The sequence below is a fragment of the Sphingomonas sp. genome, from assembly GCA_019635535.1.
Classification (GTDB): Bacteria; Pseudomonadota; Alphaproteobacteria; order Sphingomonadales; family Sphingomonadaceae; genus Allosphingosinicella.
Genome location: JAHBZH010000001.1, coordinates 1223543 through 1240762, shown reverse-complemented (window position 1 = coordinate 1240762; position 17220 = coordinate 1223543). Strand labels below are relative to the sequence as shown.

Annotated in this window: 17 protein-coding genes; 1 reads left to right on the top strand and 16 read right to left on the bottom strand. The window is 69.7% G+C overall.

Annotated elements, in window-relative coordinates; genetic code table 11:
* Positions 1–57: 57 nt before the first annotated feature.
* The 7 genes from KF780_06360 to KF780_06330 form a co-directional block, all read right to left on the bottom strand.
* Complete coding sequence (locus KF780_06360) at positions 58–216, bottom strand: hypothetical protein (GenBank protein MBX3561420.1); 159 nt, start codon at positions 214–216, stop codon at positions 58–60.
* Between the two features lie 145 nt (positions 217–361).
* Positions 362–625 carry a hypothetical protein gene (locus KF780_06355; protein ID MBX3561419.1) on the bottom strand — a complete coding sequence of 88 codons (264 nt, stop codon included), beginning with the start codon at positions 623–625 and terminating at the stop codon, positions 362–364.
* Positions 626–733: 108 nt separating this feature from the next.
* Positions 734–1723, bottom strand: coding sequence for a DUF2891 domain-containing protein (locus tag KF780_06350; protein ID MBX3561418.1), 990 nt, complete (start codon positions 1721–1723; stop codon positions 734–736).
* Between the two features lie 101 nt (positions 1724–1824).
* On the bottom strand, positions 1825–2778 hold the full coding sequence (locus KF780_06345) for a DUF979 domain-containing protein (GenBank protein ID MBX3561417.1): 954 nt from the start codon (positions 2776–2778) through the stop codon (positions 1825–1827).
* Entirely contained in the window at positions 2775–3449 is a 675-nt protein-coding gene (locus tag KF780_06340; protein MBX3561416.1) for a DUF969 domain-containing protein, read from the bottom strand. Before KF780_06340 ends, KF780_06345 begins: the two co-directional genes overlap by 4 nt.
* Positions 3446–3844 carry a hypothetical protein gene (locus KF780_06335; GenBank protein ID MBX3561415.1) on the bottom strand — a complete coding sequence of 133 codons (399 nt, stop codon included), beginning with the start codon at positions 3842–3844 and terminating at the stop codon, positions 3446–3448. The genes KF780_06340 and KF780_06335 overlap by 4 nt, the downstream gene beginning before the upstream one ends.
* A complete protein-coding gene (locus KF780_06330; GenBank protein ID MBX3561414.1) occupies positions 3841–7431 on the bottom strand; it encodes a hydantoinase B/oxoprolinase family protein in 3591 nt (1196 codons plus the stop codon). Before KF780_06330 ends, KF780_06335 begins: the two co-directional genes overlap by 4 nt.
* 59 nt (positions 7432–7490) lie before the next feature.
* Here KF780_06330 and KF780_06325 point away from each other — a divergent pair, with 59 nt between their 5' ends.
* Positions 7491–7943, top strand: coding sequence for a hypothetical protein (locus KF780_06325; protein ID MBX3561413.1), 453 nt, complete (start codon positions 7491–7493; stop codon positions 7941–7943).
* A gap of 6 nt (positions 7944–7949) precedes the next feature.
* Here the strand turns inward: KF780_06325 and KF780_06320 are convergent, their stop codons facing one another.
* From KF780_06320 to KF780_06280, 9 genes are all read right to left on the bottom strand, one after another.
* A complete protein-coding gene (locus tag KF780_06320) occupies positions 7950–8678 on the bottom strand; it encodes a hypothetical protein (protein ID MBX3561412.1) in 729 nt (242 codons plus the stop codon).
* A gap of 114 nt (positions 8679–8792) precedes the next feature.
* Positions 8793–9494 (bottom strand): type II secretion system protein N, encoded by a 702-nt coding sequence (gene gspN / locus KF780_06315; protein MBX3561411.1) that lies wholly within the window; start codon positions 9492–9494, stop codon positions 8793–8795.
* A complete protein-coding gene (locus tag KF780_06310) occupies positions 9491–9970 on the bottom strand; it encodes a type II secretion system protein M (protein ID MBX3561410.1) in 480 nt (159 codons plus the stop codon). Before KF780_06310 ends, gspN begins: the two co-directional genes overlap by 4 nt.
* Complete coding sequence (locus KF780_06305; GenBank protein ID MBX3561409.1) at positions 9967–10989, bottom strand: general secretion pathway protein GspL; 1023 nt, start codon at positions 10987–10989, stop codon at positions 9967–9969. Before KF780_06305 ends, KF780_06310 begins: the two co-directional genes overlap by 4 nt.
* Positions 10970–11386 (bottom strand): type II secretion system major pseudopilin GspG, encoded by a 417-nt coding sequence (gspG, locus tag KF780_06300; GenBank protein ID MBX3561408.1) that lies wholly within the window; start codon positions 11384–11386, stop codon positions 10970–10972. The genes KF780_06305 and gspG overlap by 20 nt, the downstream gene beginning before the upstream one ends.
* Entirely contained in the window at positions 11386–12612 is a 1227-nt protein-coding gene (gene gspF / locus KF780_06295) for a type II secretion system inner membrane protein GspF (GenBank protein ID MBX3561407.1), read from the bottom strand. Before gspF ends, gspG begins: the two co-directional genes overlap by 1 nt.
* Positions 12605–14128 (bottom strand): Flp pilus assembly complex ATPase component TadA, encoded by a 1524-nt coding sequence (gene tadA / locus KF780_06290; protein ID MBX3561406.1) that lies wholly within the window; start codon positions 14126–14128, stop codon positions 12605–12607. The genes gspF and tadA overlap by 8 nt, the downstream gene beginning before the upstream one ends.
* Positions 14125–16218, bottom strand: coding sequence for a type II secretion system secretin GspD (gspD, locus tag KF780_06285; GenBank protein ID MBX3561405.1), 2094 nt, complete (start codon positions 16216–16218; stop codon positions 14125–14127). The genes tadA and gspD overlap by 4 nt, the downstream gene beginning before the upstream one ends.
* On the bottom strand, positions 16219–17028 hold the full coding sequence (locus KF780_06280) for a PDZ domain-containing protein (GenBank protein ID MBX3561404.1): 810 nt from the start codon (positions 17026–17028) through the stop codon (positions 16219–16221).
* Positions 17029–17220: the final 192 nt, after the last annotated feature.

The window sequence follows — 17220 nt, the reverse complement described above, 5'->3', positions numbered from 1 at the left end:
ACTAAGGGCGGCCGGGACGCATGGGGGTGGGCGGCATCCCGGCCGCCGGGCTTCGGGTCAGGCGTTGGTGGCCTGGACCGAAGCGGAGGCGTAAGCCACGGGGGCGGCGGCATTGCCGGTCGCCGGGCCGACGGCGGCGGCCACGCAGGCGGTGGAGATGACCAACGCGCCGATGGCGGCGGTGGCGGTGCGGGCGATCTGGTTCAGCTTGGTCATGGCCTTGCTCCTTTGTGCGTCGCGTTGAAATTGTTGCCCAAAGAATAACAAGAGCCGTGCCAAACGGATTTTCTGGCGGATTTCCGCCATTTTCTGATTTTTCAGGAGCGCCAAGCGCGATACGGCGCTGCCGCGATTTGGGAAATTACGCCAATTCTTGGCGAACGTGATCGAGGTCGCCCTTGCGGCGACGTTCGCGATTGTCCGGCCGAGTGAATTCCATCAGCCGCGCCCCGGCCAGGAAGACCGCGCCGGTGCAGGCCGCGGCGAGCAGCCAGCCGAAGATTCCGGGATAGACTTCGAGATAATGGCGCCCGCGTTCGATCGCGCCCAAGGCGAGCGCGTAGATCACGAGCATCGCCTCCCAGCGCGTCTTGATGACGAACAATCTGCCAATCCGTCGCAGCATCGCCCGTACGGCAGCAAGGACCGGGCCAGCGACGCAAATGCGCGGGAATTAAGGTTAACGGTTAACGGGTTGTAAACCATACCGACGTTTTTCGGCCTATGGGATCGCCTAAGCCTCCAGCGCGAGCAGCGCGAAGGTCGCCAGCCAGTGCTCGCCCATATAGTCGCCCGCGACATGCGGCAGGCTGGCGTCGAGATGGGCGTCGGCCGTTTCGCGCGCCTTGGCCGCAAGCGCCGGCGGCAGCGCGTCCGCGATGCCGCGCCAGCACCAGGCGCGCGACAGGTTGGTGCCGTCGAGATGGGCGATCTTGCCGTCCGATCGGTCGGAGACGAAGGCCGGTGTGAACAGGCTGGCGGGCAAGCCGTCGCCCAGATCGGGCAGGAAGGCGTCGAACCAGGGCCGGAACGCCGCCGCCGGCAGCGCGCGGCGCATGAGCAGCGCCTCGGTGAGCGCGGAGGACAGAAATTCGTCGCCGCCCGGCTCCCAGGCCTGGCAGCCGCGATCCGCGCCGAAATGCTCCTGCGCCCGTGCCCTGATCAGGTCGGCCAGGGCGGGATCGTTATCCCCCGCCCATTCGAGCGCGAGGATCGCCGCGAAGGCGGTGTTGAAATGGGTGCCGACCCGGATCGGGTAGGTGAGCTTGGGCAGGTAGAGATGGAAACGATCGGCGAAGGCCCGCGCCAGCGGCGCCAGCTCGTCCGCCCAATGCCGGTCGTGCCGCTGCAATTCGACATGGAGCGCGAGCAGCCAGCCCCAGCCATAAGGCCGCTCGAACCCGCCCGTATAGGCGCGGTCCAGATAGGCCAGCTCGCCCGCGACTTTTTCGCCCGCGATCATCTCGTCCAGCAACGTCCGGATCCGGACACTTTCCGGCATGTCCGGGTAAAGCCGCAGCAACCGCGCCAGCAGCCAGTAGCCGTGGACGCAGCTGTGCCAATCGAAGCTGCCGTAGAAGATCGGGTGCAGCGCCTTCGGCCCCAGCACGTCCTCCGGCCCGTCCATCACATGATCGAGCTTGTGCGGATATTCCTTGCTGACATGGCCAAGCGCGATGCCGGCGAAGCGGCTGGCGATTTCAGGAGTGAGGCGATGAGTCATCAATTTCTCCGTCACCCTGAACTTTGTTTCAGGGTCCATATTTCCATCCGCACCGCTGCTCGTCGATGGATGCTGAAACAAGTTCAGCATGACGGAAAAATTCATCGGAACGCGAACCAGTAGATGAAGCCGATGTTGATCGCGAGCAAGGGCAGCGCGGTCGCCACCTGCATCTTCACCACGCCGTTGCGGTCCTTGAGCTCCAGCAGGGCGGCGGGGACGATGTTGAAATTGGCCGCCATCGGCGTCATCAAAGTCCCGCAGAAGCCGGCCAGCATCCCGATCGCGCCGACCACCGCCGGATCGCCGCCATAGCCAGTGATCAGCAGCGGCACGCCGATTGCGGCGGCCATGACCGGGAAGGCGGCGAAGGCATTGCCCATGATCATCGTGAACAAGGCCATGCCGATGCCGAACACGGCGACGGTGAGGAAGACGCTGCCGGGCGGGATCGCCGCGCGGGTGGCATCGCCGATGATCGTACCGACGCCCGCCGCCGCGAAGACGACGCCCAGCGCCGCCAGCATCTGCGGCAGCACGGCGGCCCAGCCGATCGAATCGATCAGCCGGCGTCCCTCCTCCAGCGGCGCGATCGCCGGCGGCTTCAGCCAGACGAAGATGACGAGGATGGCGAGCAGCACGCCGGCGCCCAGCAGGATATAGGTCTCGCGCCGCTCCTCGAAGAGCCCGGACTGGCCGAAGGGCGTGTAATAATAAGCGAGCGTGCCGAACAGGGCGACGGCCGGGATGATGAGCGCGGGCAGGAACAGCTTGTTGCCGCGTATCTCGGCGAAGGCGATCCGCTCCTTCTCGCTGGTCGTCTTCGGGCTGCCCGGCCCGATGAAACCGAAGCCGGCCAGGCCGACCAGCCCGAGCACGAGCAGGCCGTTGTTGAAATCGCCCAGCCGCGATCCGGCGAGCAGGCTCGTCGCCATCAACCCCCAGAAGGCGGCATTGCCGAACCGCTTCTTCGACTTGCGGTCGAGCAGGCTGAGCAAAGCGAAGGCCGCGAACATCGACCCGGCGAGGATGTAGAGCCATTCCAGCGTGATCATGGCCGGGCCCTCCCCAGCCGCCGGTCGAACATGATCAGCCGCGATCCATGAACGATGAAGGCCGCGATCGCGGTCGGAATCGCCCAGACGGCCAGTTGCAGCGGCGCCAGGTTGATGTCGTAGGTTGCCAGCGTCTGCTGGATCAGCACGATCGAGCCGATCGCGAAGAAGATGTCCTCGCCGAAGAACAGGCCGACATTGTCGGTCGCCGCCGACATCGCCTTCACCTTCTCGCCCGTCTCCTCATCGAGCCCGCCGCGCTGCTGCTCGGCGGCGGCGAGCGTCATCGGCGCGATCAGCGGGCGCACCGTCTGGGCATGGCCGGCGGTGGAATAAAGGCCCAAAGCGGCAGTGATCTGCCGATAGCCGAGATAGAGGAGCAGGATGCGCCCGGCGGTCGCGTTCCGGAAATCGGTGATGACCGCCCGCGCCCGCTGCTGCAGCCCGTAGCGCTCGAGCAGACCGATCACCGGCAGCACGATCCAGACGATCGCGATGATCCGGTTGTCGTTGAACGCCTTGCCGAACAGGGCGATGACGGCGACCAGATCCATGCCGCCGAGCAACCCGGTCGCGATCGCCGAGACGGTGACGACCAGCATCGGATTGAGCTTCAGCGCGAAGCCGACAACGACGATCAATATGCCGGCGAGCGGCAGATACTCGCTCATGCGGCAGCCGCTCCGGAAATGTCCTGGCCGAACACCAGGACATAGCCGTTGGGATCGCTTATCTCGAACTCGCGCATCATGTAAGGCTGGTCGCAGGGCGCACGCCGGACTTGGGCGCGATCGGCGACGGCGGCGAACAGGCCGTCAACGTCGGTCACATAGATATAGGCGTCCCACGCCCCGCCGGGCCGAAACGGATCGAGGTCCGGCTTCTCGTATCCGGGCGAGCGCTGGAGCATGATCTCCACGCCGTCGCGACGCAGGCTCGCCCATTCGAACGGCTCGACCTGCGGATGCGTGCCGAAGCCGAAGCCCAGCACGTCGCGATACCAGCGCGCCGTCTTGCCCACGTCCGCCACAAGGAATGCGGGCGCGATCTGTCCGAATCTGCTCATTGGCCGACCTCCCCTTCATCCGCGGCGCCATAGCCCCCGCCGCCGGGTGTCCATATCTCGAACCCATCGCCCGCCGCCATCTCGGCCGAGGCGGTCGCGTCGAGCCGCTCCTCGCGCCCGTCCGCGCGCAGCACCCGATTGACGCCCGGCTCCGCGTCCGCCCCGCCAAGGATGCCGCGCGGCGCGATCCGCCGCCGGTTGGAGAGGATGCCGGCGCTCATCGGCTCCAGGAAGCGCAGCCGCCGCTCCACCCCGTCGCCGCCGCGATGCGCCCCCGCGCCGCCCGAGCCGCGCCTTATCGCGAAGCGCTCCAGCAGCACGGGAAAGCGCGTCTCCAGCACCTCCGGATCGGTCAACCGCGAATTGGTCATATGGGTCTGCACCGCGCTGGCCCCGTCGAAGTCCGGCCCGGCCCCGGCGCCGCCCGCGATCGTCTCGTAATATTGGTGGCGCGCATTGCCGAAGGTGAAATTGTTCATCGTCCCCTGGCTCGGCGCCAGCGCGCCGCAGGCGGCGAGCAGGCAATCGGTGATCGCCTGGCTGGTCTCGACATTGCCCGCCACGACCGCCGCCGGATAATGCGGATTGAGCATCGAACCGTCCGGCACGCACAGCTCGATCGGCCGCATGCAGCCGTCGTTCAATGGGATCGGATCGTCCACCAGAGTGCGAAAGACATAGAGCGTCGCGGCGCGGCAGATCGAATAAGGCGCGTTGAAATTGGTGGGCTGCTGGTCGCTGGTCCCGGCGAAGTCCACGATCGCCGAACGGGCCGCCTTATCGACGGTCACGGCCACGGAAATCACCGCGCCGTCATCCATTTCATACCTAAAATATCCGTCTGAAAGCCTGTCGATCAAGCGCCTTACGGCCTCTTCCGCATAATCCATGACATGCGCCATATAGGCGTCGATCATGCCGCGCCCCTGCTCGCTCGCCACACGCTTCAGCTCGCTCGCGCCGCGCGCGCAGGCGGCGATCTGGGCCTTCAGATCGGCGACGTTGCGGTCCGGATTGCGCGCCGGCCACGGCCCCTCGGCGAGCAGTGCGCGCAGCTCCGCCTCGAGGAAATGCCCGGCATCGACGAGCAGGACATTGTCGATCAGCACGCCTTCCTCATCGACGCTGCGGCTGTTCGGCGGCATCGATCCCGGCGCGATGCCGCCGATATCGGCATGATGGCCGCGCGCCGCGACGAACCAGGCCGGGGCCGCATCACCATCATCCGCGAAGACCGGCATGACCACGGTGATGTCCGGCAGGTGGGTGCCGCCGCGATAGGGCGCGTTCAGCACATAGACGTCGCCCGGCTTCATGCCCCGCCCGTCGCGCGCATCTCCCCGCGCAGCGACGATCGTGCGGATGGAATCGCCCATCGATCCGAGATGGACCGGGATGTGCGGCGCATTGGCGATCAGATTGCCCTCCGCATCGAAGACGGCGCAGGAGAAATCGAGCCGCTCCTTGATGTTGACGGAAGAGGCGGTGTTGCGCAGCGCCACCCCCATCTCCTCGGCGATCGCCATGAAGAGATTGCCCATCACCTCCAGCGTCACCGGATCGACATCAGTCCCCATCGCCGGCGCCGTGTCGCGGGGGGCCGCACGGGTGAGGATGAGATTGTCGCGGATGTCCACCTCGGCCCGCCAGCCCGGCTCGACGATCGTGGTCGCGGCGGGGTCGATGATGAGGGCGGGACCGACGATGATGTCGCCGGGGGAGAGGGAGGCGCGGTCGTACAAATCCTCCCCGGAACGGGCAGGGGGACCGTCCGAAGGATGGTGGAGGGGTCGATCCGCCCCCGACCCCTCCACCGGCTTCGCCGGTTCCCCTGCCCGTTCCGGGGAGGATTTGAGCGTCTCACCCTTCCCCACCGCCTCGACGATCGCCGTCTCCGCCACCACCGGCGCGTCCGAGACGAAGCCGAAGCGGGTCCGGTGCGCAGCGGTGAAATCCGCCTCCATGGCGTCGGAGACGTCCACTTCCAGCGCCGTGTCGCTGCCCGCGTAGCGCAAGGCCGCGCGGTGCCGGACCTCCGGCGCGGTCACGCCCTGCGCCTCGAGCGCCGCGACCGCTTCGGCCGCCAGCTCGGCCAGCACTGGCGCCAGCTCCGCTCCCGCCAGCGTGCGCTGCCGGATCTCCACCATGTCGGCGAGGCCCATGCCATGGGCGCTGAGCACCCCGGCCAGCGGATGGATCATCACCCGCTCGATGCCGAGCGCATCGGCGACCAGGCAGGCATGCTGCCCGCCCGCGCCGCCGAAACATTGCAGCGTGTAGCGGGTCACGTCATGGCCGCGCGCGATCGAGATCTGCTTGATCGCATTGGCCATGTTGTCGACGGCGATGCGGATGAAGCCTTCGGCGACGGCCCGGACGTCCATGCCGGCCTGCGCGGCGATCTCCCGGGCGCGGGCGAACGCGGCCTCCGCGTCGATCGGCTGGTCGGCGCCGGGCCCGAACACGCGCGGGAAATGCTCCGCCCTGATCTTGCCCAGCACGACATTGCAGTCGGTGACGGTGAGCGGCCCGCCGCGCCGGTAGCAGGCGGGGCCCGGCACCGCCCCGGCGCTGTCCGGCCCGACCCGGAAGCGGCGGCCGTCATAGGAACAGATCGAGCCGCCGCCCGCCGCCACGGTGTGGATTTCCAGCATCGGGGCGCGCACCCGCACCCCGGCCACCGCTCGCTCGCTGGTCCGTTCATAGGTGCCGGCGAAATGCGACACGTCAGTCGAGGTGCCGCCCATGTCGAAGCCGATGATGTGGTCGAACCCCGCCTCGGCGGCGGTGCGCGCCATGCCGACGATCCCGCCCGCCGGCCCGGACAGGATCGCGTCCTTGCCCCGGAAGGCGGCGGCGTCGGTCAGCCCGCCGTTCGATTGCATGAAGAAGAGCCGCCCGTCGCCGCCCAGCCCCGCCACCACCCGGTCCACATAGCGCCTCAGCACGGGCGAGAGATAGGCGTCCACCACGCAGGTGTCGCCGCGGCCGACCAGCTTGATCAGCGGCTCGACCTCATGGCTCACCGAGACCTGCGCAAAGCCGATCTCGCGCGCCATGTCCGCCAGCGCCGCCTCATGCGCCGTCCAGCGCCAGCCGTGCATCAGCACGATGGCGAGCGCGCGCCAGCCCTCGTCATACGCGGCCTGAAGATCGGCCCGCGCCTTCGCCGCATCGAGCGGCACCAGCACCGTTCCGTCCGCCATCACCCGCTCGCCCACCTCGATCGCGCAGCCGTAGAGGGGCTCGGGCAGGACGATGTGCCGGGCGAAGATGTCGGGCCGTGCCTGATAGCCGATCCGCAGCGCATCGCCGAAGCCCGCGGTGATGGCGAGGCACACCGCCTCGCCCTTGCGCTCCAGCAGCGCGTTGGTGGCGACGGTCGTCCCCATCTTGACCGCGCCGACCGCACCGCCCCCCGCCTCGCTCAGAATCGCCCGGATGCCCGCTACCGCCGCATCGTCATAATGTTCGGGGTTGTCAGACAGGAGCTTCTTAACCACCTGCCGCCCGTCCGGCCCGCGCGCCACGATGTCGGTGAAGGTCCCGCCGCGGTCGATCGAGAAGGTCCAGGCGGCGGCGTCCATAAGCGGGGATTAGCAAAGGGCGCTTGACCGGGCCAGCGGCTTGGGACAGCCCATCACGCATGGACAAGCCCAATCCCGACGCGCCGCCGCCGCCCTTCGGCAGCGCCGATTTCCACACGATCGTGCAGAAGCAGATCGCCGCCGCCGCGCAACAGGCGATCGGCAATGCCAAGCTGGGCTGGGAGACGGTGGTGCCGTTCCTTGAGGCCGCGCGCGAAATGTGCCGCGCCGACATTCACGAAGGAGGCGGCGTGCGTCTCCATGCCGAGCAGGAGGAAGGCGGCGAAGCGGAGGAAGCCTTTGTCGGCCTTAGCCTCGCCGACCGCGACGACGGCACGGAATGGCTGTCGGAAAGCTGGTGGCTTTCCGATCTCGCCATCGCCGAGGAGGATCCGGCGCGCGTCGCCGCCATCGCCCGCGCGCTGGAGCGCAGCGTCGCGCGGATCGATGCCTGGCTCGCCGCGCGGGAAAGGGGAGACGACAGCGGAGCATCGCCTCCCGATCCGGCCTAGGCAGGGTTAATTGCCTTCGCCGGTGACCCCGCGCTCGTAGAGCTGGATGCAGCGATCGTCGCTGGCCGCGCCCGAGCAGGGCGGATAGCCGGTTTCGGCGATCGGGCCGCCCATGCCTTCGTAGGCCTGCTCGTCCGCCGGCATCGCCGGATCGGCGGTATCGACCATCGCGGTCTCGATCGGCGCTTCATGACCGATCTCCTCCGCCTCGTCCGGGCCGCCCATGGCGAATGCGGTCGATTCGCCCGCGAAGCCGCCGGTCTCGCCGGTCCAACTCGCCAGCGCGATCTCGACGCCCGGCTCGTAGAGCTGGATGCAGCTGTCGTCGCCCGGCCCAGGCTCGCAGGCCGGGTAATTGTGCGTCGCCGGACGCGGCGTCAGGTCGAGCGCCGCCGTCTGCACCGGCGCCGCCTCGCCATAGGCTGTGGTCGCATCCAGCGTATCGACCGGCGCGCCGGTGCCGGCGGGATCGTCGGTCAGCACCGGATCGGCCGGATCGAGCTGCGCGGGCGGATCGGCCGCCGCCCAGCTGTCGTCCATGCCCTTGCCAGTATAAGCGAGCGGCTCGCTGGTCGGCGCCATGCCCTTGTCGATCACCGGGCCGAAGCCTTCGCTCCAGCCCGCCGCGACCGGCTTGGCATCAAATGCCGGATCGGCGACGTCAATCGCCATCTTGCCGGCCAAAGCCGACGTCCCGAGCAGGAGCGCCGCCGCTCCGATATAATATGCTTTCATCTTGGCCTCCGTTTGAACCGGCGGTCTCGCCGGCCGAAAGCCCCCCACGCCCGCACAGATGCAGTGCAGTGTGGCCCAAGAACGACCGAAAGCGGATTTTTCTCCCTGGGTGAGTCAGAAGCGCCCGTCGATGTGCCGCGCGAAGCCGCCATTCGCGGGCGCGAAACCCGCTGCGGTGAGCGCGGCGCGCATCGTCTCGTCGGTCGGGCGGATATTGAGGTCGATACGGTAGCGGCCGTCTGCGAACAGGCGCAGCGCAAGGCGCTCCATGCCGGTCTGGCTGGCGAGCGGGATCAGCACCGCATCCCCCGCGCAGGCCACGTTGCCGGTGAAGCCGGACGGCAGGCCGATCCCCGCGATCTCGCCCGCCAGCATCGCGCGCACCTGCCCTTCGGCGCGACTGCATCGCCCACCGGAAAAGCCGGCGCTGACACCTTCGAGTTCGATGGCGGAAATCGGCAATGGCGCGAACAGGGCCGCGACCCGCAGCCTTCCGGTCAGATCATCGACGCCGAAGCCACCCGGCATAGCGGTCAGTGCACCTTCGAACGGATCGAGCTCTCCCGGCCGCGCCAGCGCCACCCGCGCCTGGCCGATCAGCAGCGGCAACACCCTCAGGCGCGCCGACAGGTCGCCCAGCGGCACCCGGCCGAGCTGCGCCTCGCTCAGCCGCCCGCTCCACACGCTCCCCGCCGCCTCGCGCGCCGCGAGCCCCTTCTCGTCCAACCCCAGCCAGCCAACCGCCACGCGCAGCGGCAGGGTCGCGACCAGGGCCAGCAGGAAGACCGCCGCGAAAAAGCCGATCCGCCGCCTCATGGCGCGCTCCGGATCGCGAAATTCGCTTCGAGCTGGATGGTCCGGTCCTGATTGGGCCGGGCGCGCAGCCCTTCCACCGTCACGCCCTGCCCCTCCAATGCGCCGATCCAGCCGAACAGGGCCTGCGGCCGCCCGGCCTCGATCGTCACCGACGCGCGCAGTGGCCCCTGCGCGTCGATCCGCGCATTGGCGAAGCCGGCGTCGGACGCGGTGCGGGCGAGCAGGGCGTCGATCGGCGGCTGCGCCGTCGCCGCCGGGCGCGGCGTATCCACGGCCGTCGCGGAGCGCGCCCGCGCCTCGGCCAGTGCCGTCGCCGCCGTCTCCAGCCGCAGCCGCGCGTCGGTCTGCGCATTGCCGAGCGGCCGGACGATGCCCAGCCAGCCGATCACGAGCGCCAGCAGCACGAACATGACGAGCAGCAGCCACCGCTCGCGCGCCGTCCGGCCCGCCCACCAGAGCTTGAAATCCCCGCTCATGACGGCCGCACGATCAGGTCGGTGGCGGGCCGCCCGCCGGCGCTGCCCGCCGCGCCCTGCTCCACCGCATGGCCGCCCGCCTCGATCCGCCCGCGCAGGGCGGCCAGGGTCGCCGGACTGTCGGCATGGATGCTCAGGGTGAAGCTGCCGTCGGGGCGATATTCGATCCGCGCCAGCTCCGCGTTCGGCGTCGCCCTTATCGCCTCGAACAGGATCGCCGCCGCGCCGCCGAAGCCGCGCGGGCCGGACGCCGCCACCGGCGCGGCGAGCGCCGCCGCCTCGGCCTCCAGCCGCGCCGCCGCGCGATTGTGCCGCACGATGTCGACGATCTGCGCGAGCAGGGTCAGCGCGACCAGCGCCACGGCGAGCAGCGCCATGCGCCGCGCCCAGCCCCGGTCGGACGCCCATTGCGTCCGCCGCGCGAACGGCCCCTGCCGCAAATTCATCGCCGGATCGGCGAGCGCCGCCGCCAGCCCCGCCTCGAAGCGCGGCCCGTCCAGCTCGATCACCGGCGCGCCGCCGGTCAGCGCCCCGGCCAATTCGGGCTCCAGCGTGAAGGCCGCGCCCGCAGCGCGGTAATCGTCGCTATGCCGCGCATAGCCCGTATCAGGCGCGGCGAGCAGGAACGGCGCGGGCACGATCGCGTCGGGATCTATGCCCATCTCCCCGGCCGCGACCAGCCATTGCGCCATCCGCGCCGCCGGCACCATCGCCACCGGCGTCAGCCCTGCCTCCGCCCGGCCCGCGGCGCCATGCAGGTCGGCGAGCGGCGAGGCCACCCGATCGGACAGCAGCAGCCGCGCCGCCGCCACGGCCTGGGCCGGGGCCAGCCCTTCCTCCAGTTCCAGCCAGTGCACCGCGACACCGCTGCCCGGCACGGCCAGCACCACCGCCTCGCCCGGTTCGCTCGCCGGCGCGCCGCCCGCGCCGCGCAGCACCGCGCCGTCCGCGCCAAGGCGCAGCCAGCCGCCGCCGTCGGCGAAGATCAGCAGGATCGGATCAGTTGGTGATGTCGGCATTGTCGCCGTCGCCGCCCTCGCGCCCGTCCGCGCCCAGCGAGGAGATCCGGAACGGCCGCCCCTCCGGCCCCGGCGCCGCATAAAGATAGGGATTGTTCCAGGGATCGTCGGGCAGCCGGCGGACATAATTGCCGTTCACCAGCGCCTGCAGCCCCTCCTCGCTCGTCGGGTAGCGCATATTGTCGAGCCGGTACATCTCCACGCCCTGCTCCAGCGTCGCGATGTCGGCCCGCGCCTTGGTGACGGCGGCGCGGTCGGCGGCCGGCATGACGTTGATGACGACGATCGTGGCGAGCAGGCCGATGATGACGATCACCACCATCATCTCGACCAGGGTGAAGCCCTCCTCATTCTGCCGCGCACGCCGGCGCCAGCGGCGAAGTCGGGTCAAAAGCATCACATTCCTCCGGCGAGTGTATCGAGTTGCAGGATGGGCAGCAGGATCGACAGCACGATGACGGCGACGATCACGCCCATGATCACGATGATAGCAGGTTCGAGCAGCGACAGCGCGGTCGAGGTGAAGGAATCGAACTCGCGCTCCAGATAGTCGGCGGCGCGCTCCAGCATCATGTCGAGCCGGCCCGAGGCCTCGCCCGACGCCGCGAGATAGACGAGCAGGGGCGGGAACACCCCGGCTTTCCTCAGCGCGCCGGAGAGGCTGCCGCCCGTCCGCACCGTCTCGGCGATCTCGGCGCTGGCCTGCCGCAGCACGCGGTTGTGGACGGTCTGCGTGGTGAGCGTCAGGCCCTCCAGCAGCGGCAGGCGGCTGGCGATCATCGTCGAGAGCGTGCGCGCCATCCGCGCCGCGTGGAGATCGCGGATCAGCCTCCCGATGATCGGCAGCTTCAGCAGCGCCGCGTCGAACTTCATCCGGATGCCGTCCTCCTTGAGCGCCCGCCCGCCAAGGAAGACGGCAAGCGCGAGGCCGAGCAGCAGCACCCACCACCAGTTGGCGAGGAAATTCGAAATCCCGATCACGATCCGGGTGAGCAAGGGCAATTGCTGGCCCACATCCTGGAATTGCTCGACCACCTTGGGCACGACGAAGATCATCAGCGCGAAGACGACGAACGCCGCCACCACCGCCAGCACGATCGGATAGGCGAGCGTGGAGAGCACCTTGCCCCGGATCTGCGCCTGCCGCTCCAGCAGGTTGGCCAGCCGCTCCAGGATCGACGGCAATGTCCCCGATCCCTCGCCCGCCGCGACCATCGCACGGTAGAGCGGCGGAAAGCTCTTCGCCTCGCGTCCCATCGCGTCGGCCAGCCGCCGCCCCTCGACCACGCCGGCATGGACATTGCCCAGAATGCGCTGTTCGTCCTCGCGCTCGGATTGGCGCGACAAAGTGCGCAGGGCCTCCTCCAGCGGCGCGACCTGGGCGAGCGTCGCGAGCTGGCGGGTGAAGAGGGTGAGCTGCTTGGCCGAAAGCCGCCGCCGCGCGATCAGCCCGCGCGAGAGCAAGGGCGGCCCGGCCGCCGCCTCGGTGGCGGGCTCGATTCGCACGACATAGAGCCGCCGCTCCCTGAGCTGCGCCTTGGCCGCATCGGCGCTGTCGGCGCGCAGCGATCCGCGTCGCTCGCGGCCCGCCGTGTCGAGGCCGACCCAGGCGAAATCAGGCATCGCCGCCCTCATGCCGCGACACGCGCACCGCCTCCTCCGGACTGGTCGTGCCGGCCAGCACCAGCTCCCGCGCCGCGCCGGAAAGGGTCGGCGCGGCGCGGAAGGCATGGCCGGCGATCGCGGCCTCGTCGTCGCCGGCATTGATCAGGCGCCGGATCGTCTCGTCCACCTTCACCGCTTCGAACAGGCCGATCCGGCCCCTGTAGCCGCTGTTCGCACAGGCCGGGCAGCCGACCGGCTCATAGACCGTCGCCCCCGCCGCGATCCCCAGCGTTTCGGCGAGGGAGCCGACCGCTTCGACCGGGCGCCGGCATTCGGCGCACAGCCGCCGCACCAGCCGCTGGGCGAGCACCGCGCGCACCGTCGAGGCGATCAGGAAGGGCTCGACCTTCATGTCCCTGAGCCGCGTGATCGCGCCGACCGAATCGTTGGTGTGGACGGTGGAGAGGACGAGATGCCCGGTCAGCGCCGCCTGCACGGCGATCTCCGCCGTCTCGCGGTCGCGGATCTCGCCGACCATCACCGTGTCCGGATCCTGCCGCAGGATGGCGCGCAAGCCCGTCGCGAAGGTCAGCCCAACCTGCGGATTGATCTGCGTCTGGCCGACCCCGTCCACCGCATATTCGACCGGGTCTTCGACGGTGAGGATGTTGCGGCTCCCGTCGTTCAAGAGCTTGAGGCCGGCATAGAGCGTCGTCGTCTTGCCCGATCCGGTCGGCCCGGTGACGAGCACGATCCCGTTCGGCTCGCCCAGCGCCTCGGTGAACAGGCGCTTCACCGCGTCGCTCATGCCGATCTGGTCGAGCCCGATGCCGGCATTGTCCTTGTCGAGGATACGCAGCACGACCCGCTCGCCCGCCCGGCTCGGCAAAGTGGACACGCGCACGTCGATCAGCTTGCCGCCCAGCGTCAGCCCGATCCGCCCGTCCTGCGGCAACCGGCGTTCGGCGATGTCGAGCCGGGCCATCACCTTGACGCGGCTCACCACGACCGGCGCGACATGGGGCGGCATGCGCAGCGTTTCGCGCAGCACGCCGTCCATCCGCATCCGGACGACCAGCCCGGTCTCGTAGGGCTCGATATGGATGTCGCTGACGCCCTGACGCGCGGCATCGGCGATGATGCCGTTGATCAGGCGGATGGCCGGCGCGTCGTCGGACGTGTCGAGCAGGTCGTCGGCGCTGGGCAAAGCGGCGGCGAGATGGCCGAGATCGTCGCCGAAGCCGAGCGAATCGGCCGCGTCCGCCGCGACCCCCGCCCCGGCGCCGTAGAGATCGGAGAGCAGCCGGTCGAAGTCCGGCGCGCTGACCGGCTGGAGCGCGAAAGGCCGGGCGAGGAAGCGCCTGAGCTCGACGATGTTCGCCGGGTCCGCCCCTTCCCGCATCGCGACGTCCAGCCGCCCCTCGGTCTCGCCGGTCGCGGCGAAGCCGTGGCGGCGGGCGAAGGCATAGGGGATGCGCGCCGGCGCTTCGGCGGGGATGGCCGTCTCGCTCTCCTCGCCGCGCGCGATCCTCATCGCGGTTCGGCCGCGCTCGGCGGAACCTCCACCGGCGTCACCACCTGGTCCTGCGGCCCCGGTGCGCTCGCCGATGGCGGCACGGTGCCGAGATAATCGCGCACCAGCTCGTCCAGCGAGGGCTCGCGGTCCGGATTGCCGAGCAATTGCTGGCCGCGCGCATAATCGTAGCGACGTGCGCTCATCGCCCGCGCATCGGCGGCGGTGCGCATGATCGTCGGCCGGATGAAGACCATCAGATTGGTCCGCGCCCGCTCCCGCCCGCGCGAACGGAAGAGCTGGCCGATGATCGGGATGTCGCCGAGCACAGGCACGCGCTCCAGCGTGCGCCGCTCATTCTCGTCCAGCAGCCCGCCGATCCCGACGATCTCGCCGTCGTCCACCGTGATCGTCGTCTCCAGCTCGCGCTTGTTGAGGATGATCTCGGGATTGGTGGTCGAAAGCCGCCCGGCGATCGAGCTCACCTCCTGGCGGATGTCGAGCCGGATCGAACCACCGGCATTGATCTGCGGCCGGACCTCCAGCGTGATGCCGACATTCTGGCGCTGCACGGTGCGGAAGGCGTTGTCGAAATTGGGGCTCAATGCCTCGCCGGTGGTGATCGGGATTTCCTGGCCGACCAGGAAATAGGCCTGCTCGTTGTCCAAAGTCATGATCGACGGGGTGGAGAGCAGGTTGGATTGGTTGTCGTTGCGCACCGCGTTGACGATCGCGCCGAAGATCGCGTTGCCGCTGCGGATGATGCCGCCGCCGATCCCGCCGGTCGCCCCGGCCAGGCTGCCGATCGCGGCGTCGCGCAGCTGCTCGGTCAATTCCTCCGAAGCGCCCAGCTCCTCTGCCGCGATCGCGCCGGCGACGAGGTTCATGTTCGGGGCGATGTTGGAATAATTGGTGACGGCGAAGGGGATGTTGGAACCGCGCAGTCCCGACAGGAAGAGCTGGACGCCGAGCTGCTGCGCCGCGCCTTCCGAAATCTCGACGATGATCGCCTCGACCAGCACCTGCTGGCGGCGCACGTCGAGCTGGCGGATCACTTCGCCCAGCATCCGCTGTATGTCCGGCGTCGCCGAGATGACGATCGCATTGGCCCCGGCGAAGCGGGTGACGGTGGCGCTGCGCGCGGCGAGCGGCGCTTCCCCGGCGGGCGCGGCGGCAACCGGCGCAGCCGGCGCCGGGGCGGAGCTGTCGCCCGCCATGCTGGGCCCGCCGCTCGTGCTGCGGCCGGAGGGATTGCGCGCCGCCGGCCGCGGCGATGTCATCGGCTGGGTCGCGGTCTGGCCCAACAGGGTCTGGAGAACCGGCAGCAATTGCTCGGCGTCGGCATGTTCGAGGAAGACGACGCGGATCTCGCTGCCGCTCGCCGCCCGCGCGTCCAGTTCGTGCGCGATTGTGGCCAGTTGCGCGATCGAGGCCGCGTCGCCGCGCAGTGCGATCGAATTGGCGCTGTCCACCGGCACGACCGAAACGCCTTCGCCAGCCAGCTCGCGCAAGGCGGCGGCGATCTCGCGCGCGCCGGCATTGTCGAGGCCGATCAGCCGGGTGACGGCGCTGTCCACGTCGATCTGGGCGAGCGCCGCGCGCACCCGGCGGACATTGTCGGCGAAGTCGGAGACGATGATCGATCCGCGTCCGGCCGTGATCGACCCGTCGCGGCTGACCAGCGGGCGCAGCGTCTCGACCGCCGCCGCCGCGTCCACCCGGCGCACCCGGAAAATCTCGGTGACGAAGCCGCTCGTACCCGCCCGCTGCGATCCGCCGAGCGGGGCCGAGGCGGACGCGCCCGCCACCGGCTGCACCCGCAGCGCCCCGCCGGCCGCCGGCACCGCGACATAGCCGTTGGCGCGCAGGGTGGAGAGGAACAGCTCGAAATATTCGCTGCGCGACAGCGGGCGCTCGGTGACGACCGAAACGCGCCCCTGCACCGCCGGATCGATGATGAAGGTCCGCCCCGTCACCCGCGACGCATCCTGGATGAAGGCGCGCACGTCCGCCTCGCGCAGGTTCAGCACATATTGCGCGGACGCGGGCGCGACGGGTGCGAGCGAGGTGGCGGCCAGCGCCAATGCCAGAGCGATGGAAAAACGCTTCACCTAGAACCTCACCGAAATCTGCACGTTGCGGCCGCCCCGCTCGACGGTCAGCGTCGCCGTGCCGACCCCGGCGCGCAGCGCCTGCTCGGCTTGGGCGGACGAGGTGACGCGCTGGCCGTTCACCGCGACGATCACGTCGCCGGGCTGGAAGCCGGCGGCCCGGAAGGCGGCCCCGCCGTCGCCGCCCGGCGCAACGGTCAGGCCGTCGATCTGGTTCTCGCCGACGCGCGGCTCGAAACGCAGCGGCGCGGCGCCCGGCGCGGCTTGGGGCGTGGCCGAGATGACGGGAACCGGCACCTGCGTCGCCGTGGTCTCGCCGGTCGGCGCCGCTGCGGGCGCGGGCGTGGACTGGTCGAGGAAGAGCTGCTCGCGCGTGCCGCCCCGGTCGATCGTGATGCTGTCGAAACCGACCGCGACCAGCGTCACGCCGGGCATGATCTCCTCGCCCACCGCGAAGCTGCTTTGGCTGCCGTCGGGCAGCTGGACGATCGCCGATCCCCGGCCGGTCGCCCGGTCCTCGCGCACGCCGAACAATTGCAGGTTGAGCCCGGTTATCACCGCCGGCCCGCCCTCGGCGAGCCGGAAGAAGGGATCGAAGCTGCCGAGCGCGCCGCCTTGCGCCGGTCCCGTCAGCGCGGCGGGCGCCTGCCAGTCGCCGAGCGGGCCGAGCGGCGTCACGGTCGTCCAGACCAGCCGCGCCGCCTGCACCGCGACGAGCCCGATCAGCGCCAGCTCCAGCACGGTCGCGGGAGTCGGGCGGGACAGCCGGCCGAACAGCCGGGCGGTGCGCGGATCAGTCTCCAGGCGCATCGACGAAACCGAATCCCTCCCCGAACCGGGCCATGACGCCCCCAGCTATGTCGGCCCGATGACTCAAATAAGACAAGTCACGGGCGCGCGAGACGGCTCGAACGATGAATCGGATGGCGCAACGCCTCCCCTTCCCCGAAGAGTCGCATGAACGCGAAGGTTCACAGCTTTTCATGGGCCGCGCAAGGGCTT

Bases quoted from the DNA above. Each gene is read 5' to 3' on its own strand.
- KF780_06360 (MBX3561420.1), bottom strand. From the start codon at position 216: ATGACCAAGCTGAACCAGATCGCCCGCACCGCCACCGCCGCCATCGGC.
- KF780_06355 (MBX3561419.1), bottom strand. From the start codon at position 625: ATGCTGCGACGGATTGGCAGATTGTTCGTCATCAAGACGCGCTGGGAG.
- KF780_06350 (MBX3561418.1), bottom strand. From the start codon at position 1,723: ATGACTCATCGCCTCACTCCTGAAATCGCCAGCCGCTTCGCCGGCATC.
- KF780_06345 (MBX3561417.1), bottom strand. From the start codon at position 2,778: ATGATCACGCTGGAATGGCTCTACATCCTCGCCGGGTCGATGTTCGCG.
- KF780_06340 (MBX3561416.1), bottom strand. From the start codon at position 3,449: ATGAGCGAGTATCTGCCGCTCGCCGGCATATTGATCGTCGTTGTCGGC.
- KF780_06335 (MBX3561415.1), bottom strand. From the start codon at position 3,844: ATGAGCAGATTCGGACAGATCGCGCCCGCATTCCTTGTGGCGGACGTG.
- KF780_06330 (MBX3561414.1), bottom strand. From the start codon at position 7,431: ATGGACGCCGCCGCCTGGACCTTCTCGATCGACCGCGGCGGGACCTTC.
- KF780_06325 (MBX3561413.1), top strand. From the start codon at position 7,491: ATGGACAAGCCCAATCCCGACGCGCCGCCGCCGCCCTTCGGCAGCGCC.
- KF780_06320 (MBX3561412.1), bottom strand. From the start codon at position 8,678: ATGAAAGCATATTATATCGGAGCGGCGGCGCTCCTGCTCGGGACGTCG.
- gspN (MBX3561411.1), bottom strand. From the start codon at position 9,494: ATGAGGCGGCGGATCGGCTTTTTCGCGGCGGTCTTCCTGCTGGCCCTG.
- KF780_06310 (MBX3561410.1), bottom strand. From the start codon at position 9,970: ATGAGCGGGGATTTCAAGCTCTGGTGGGCGGGCCGGACGGCGCGCGAG.
- KF780_06305 (MBX3561409.1), bottom strand. From the start codon at position 10,989: ATGCCGACATCACCAACTGATCCGATCCTGCTGATCTTCGCCGACGGC.
- gspG (MBX3561408.1), bottom strand. From the start codon at position 11,386: ATGCTTTTGACCCGACTTCGCCGCTGGCGCCGGCGTGCGCGGCAGAAT.
- gspF (MBX3561407.1), bottom strand. From the start codon at position 12,612: ATGCCTGATTTCGCCTGGGTCGGCCTCGACACGGCGGGCCGCGAGCGA.
- tadA (MBX3561406.1), bottom strand. From the start codon at position 14,128: ATGAGGATCGCGCGCGGCGAGGAGAGCGAGACGGCCATCCCCGCCGAA.
- KF780_06280 (MBX3561404.1), bottom strand. From the start codon at position 17,028: ATGCGCCTGGAGACTGATCCGCGCACCGCCCGGCTGTTCGGCCGGCTG.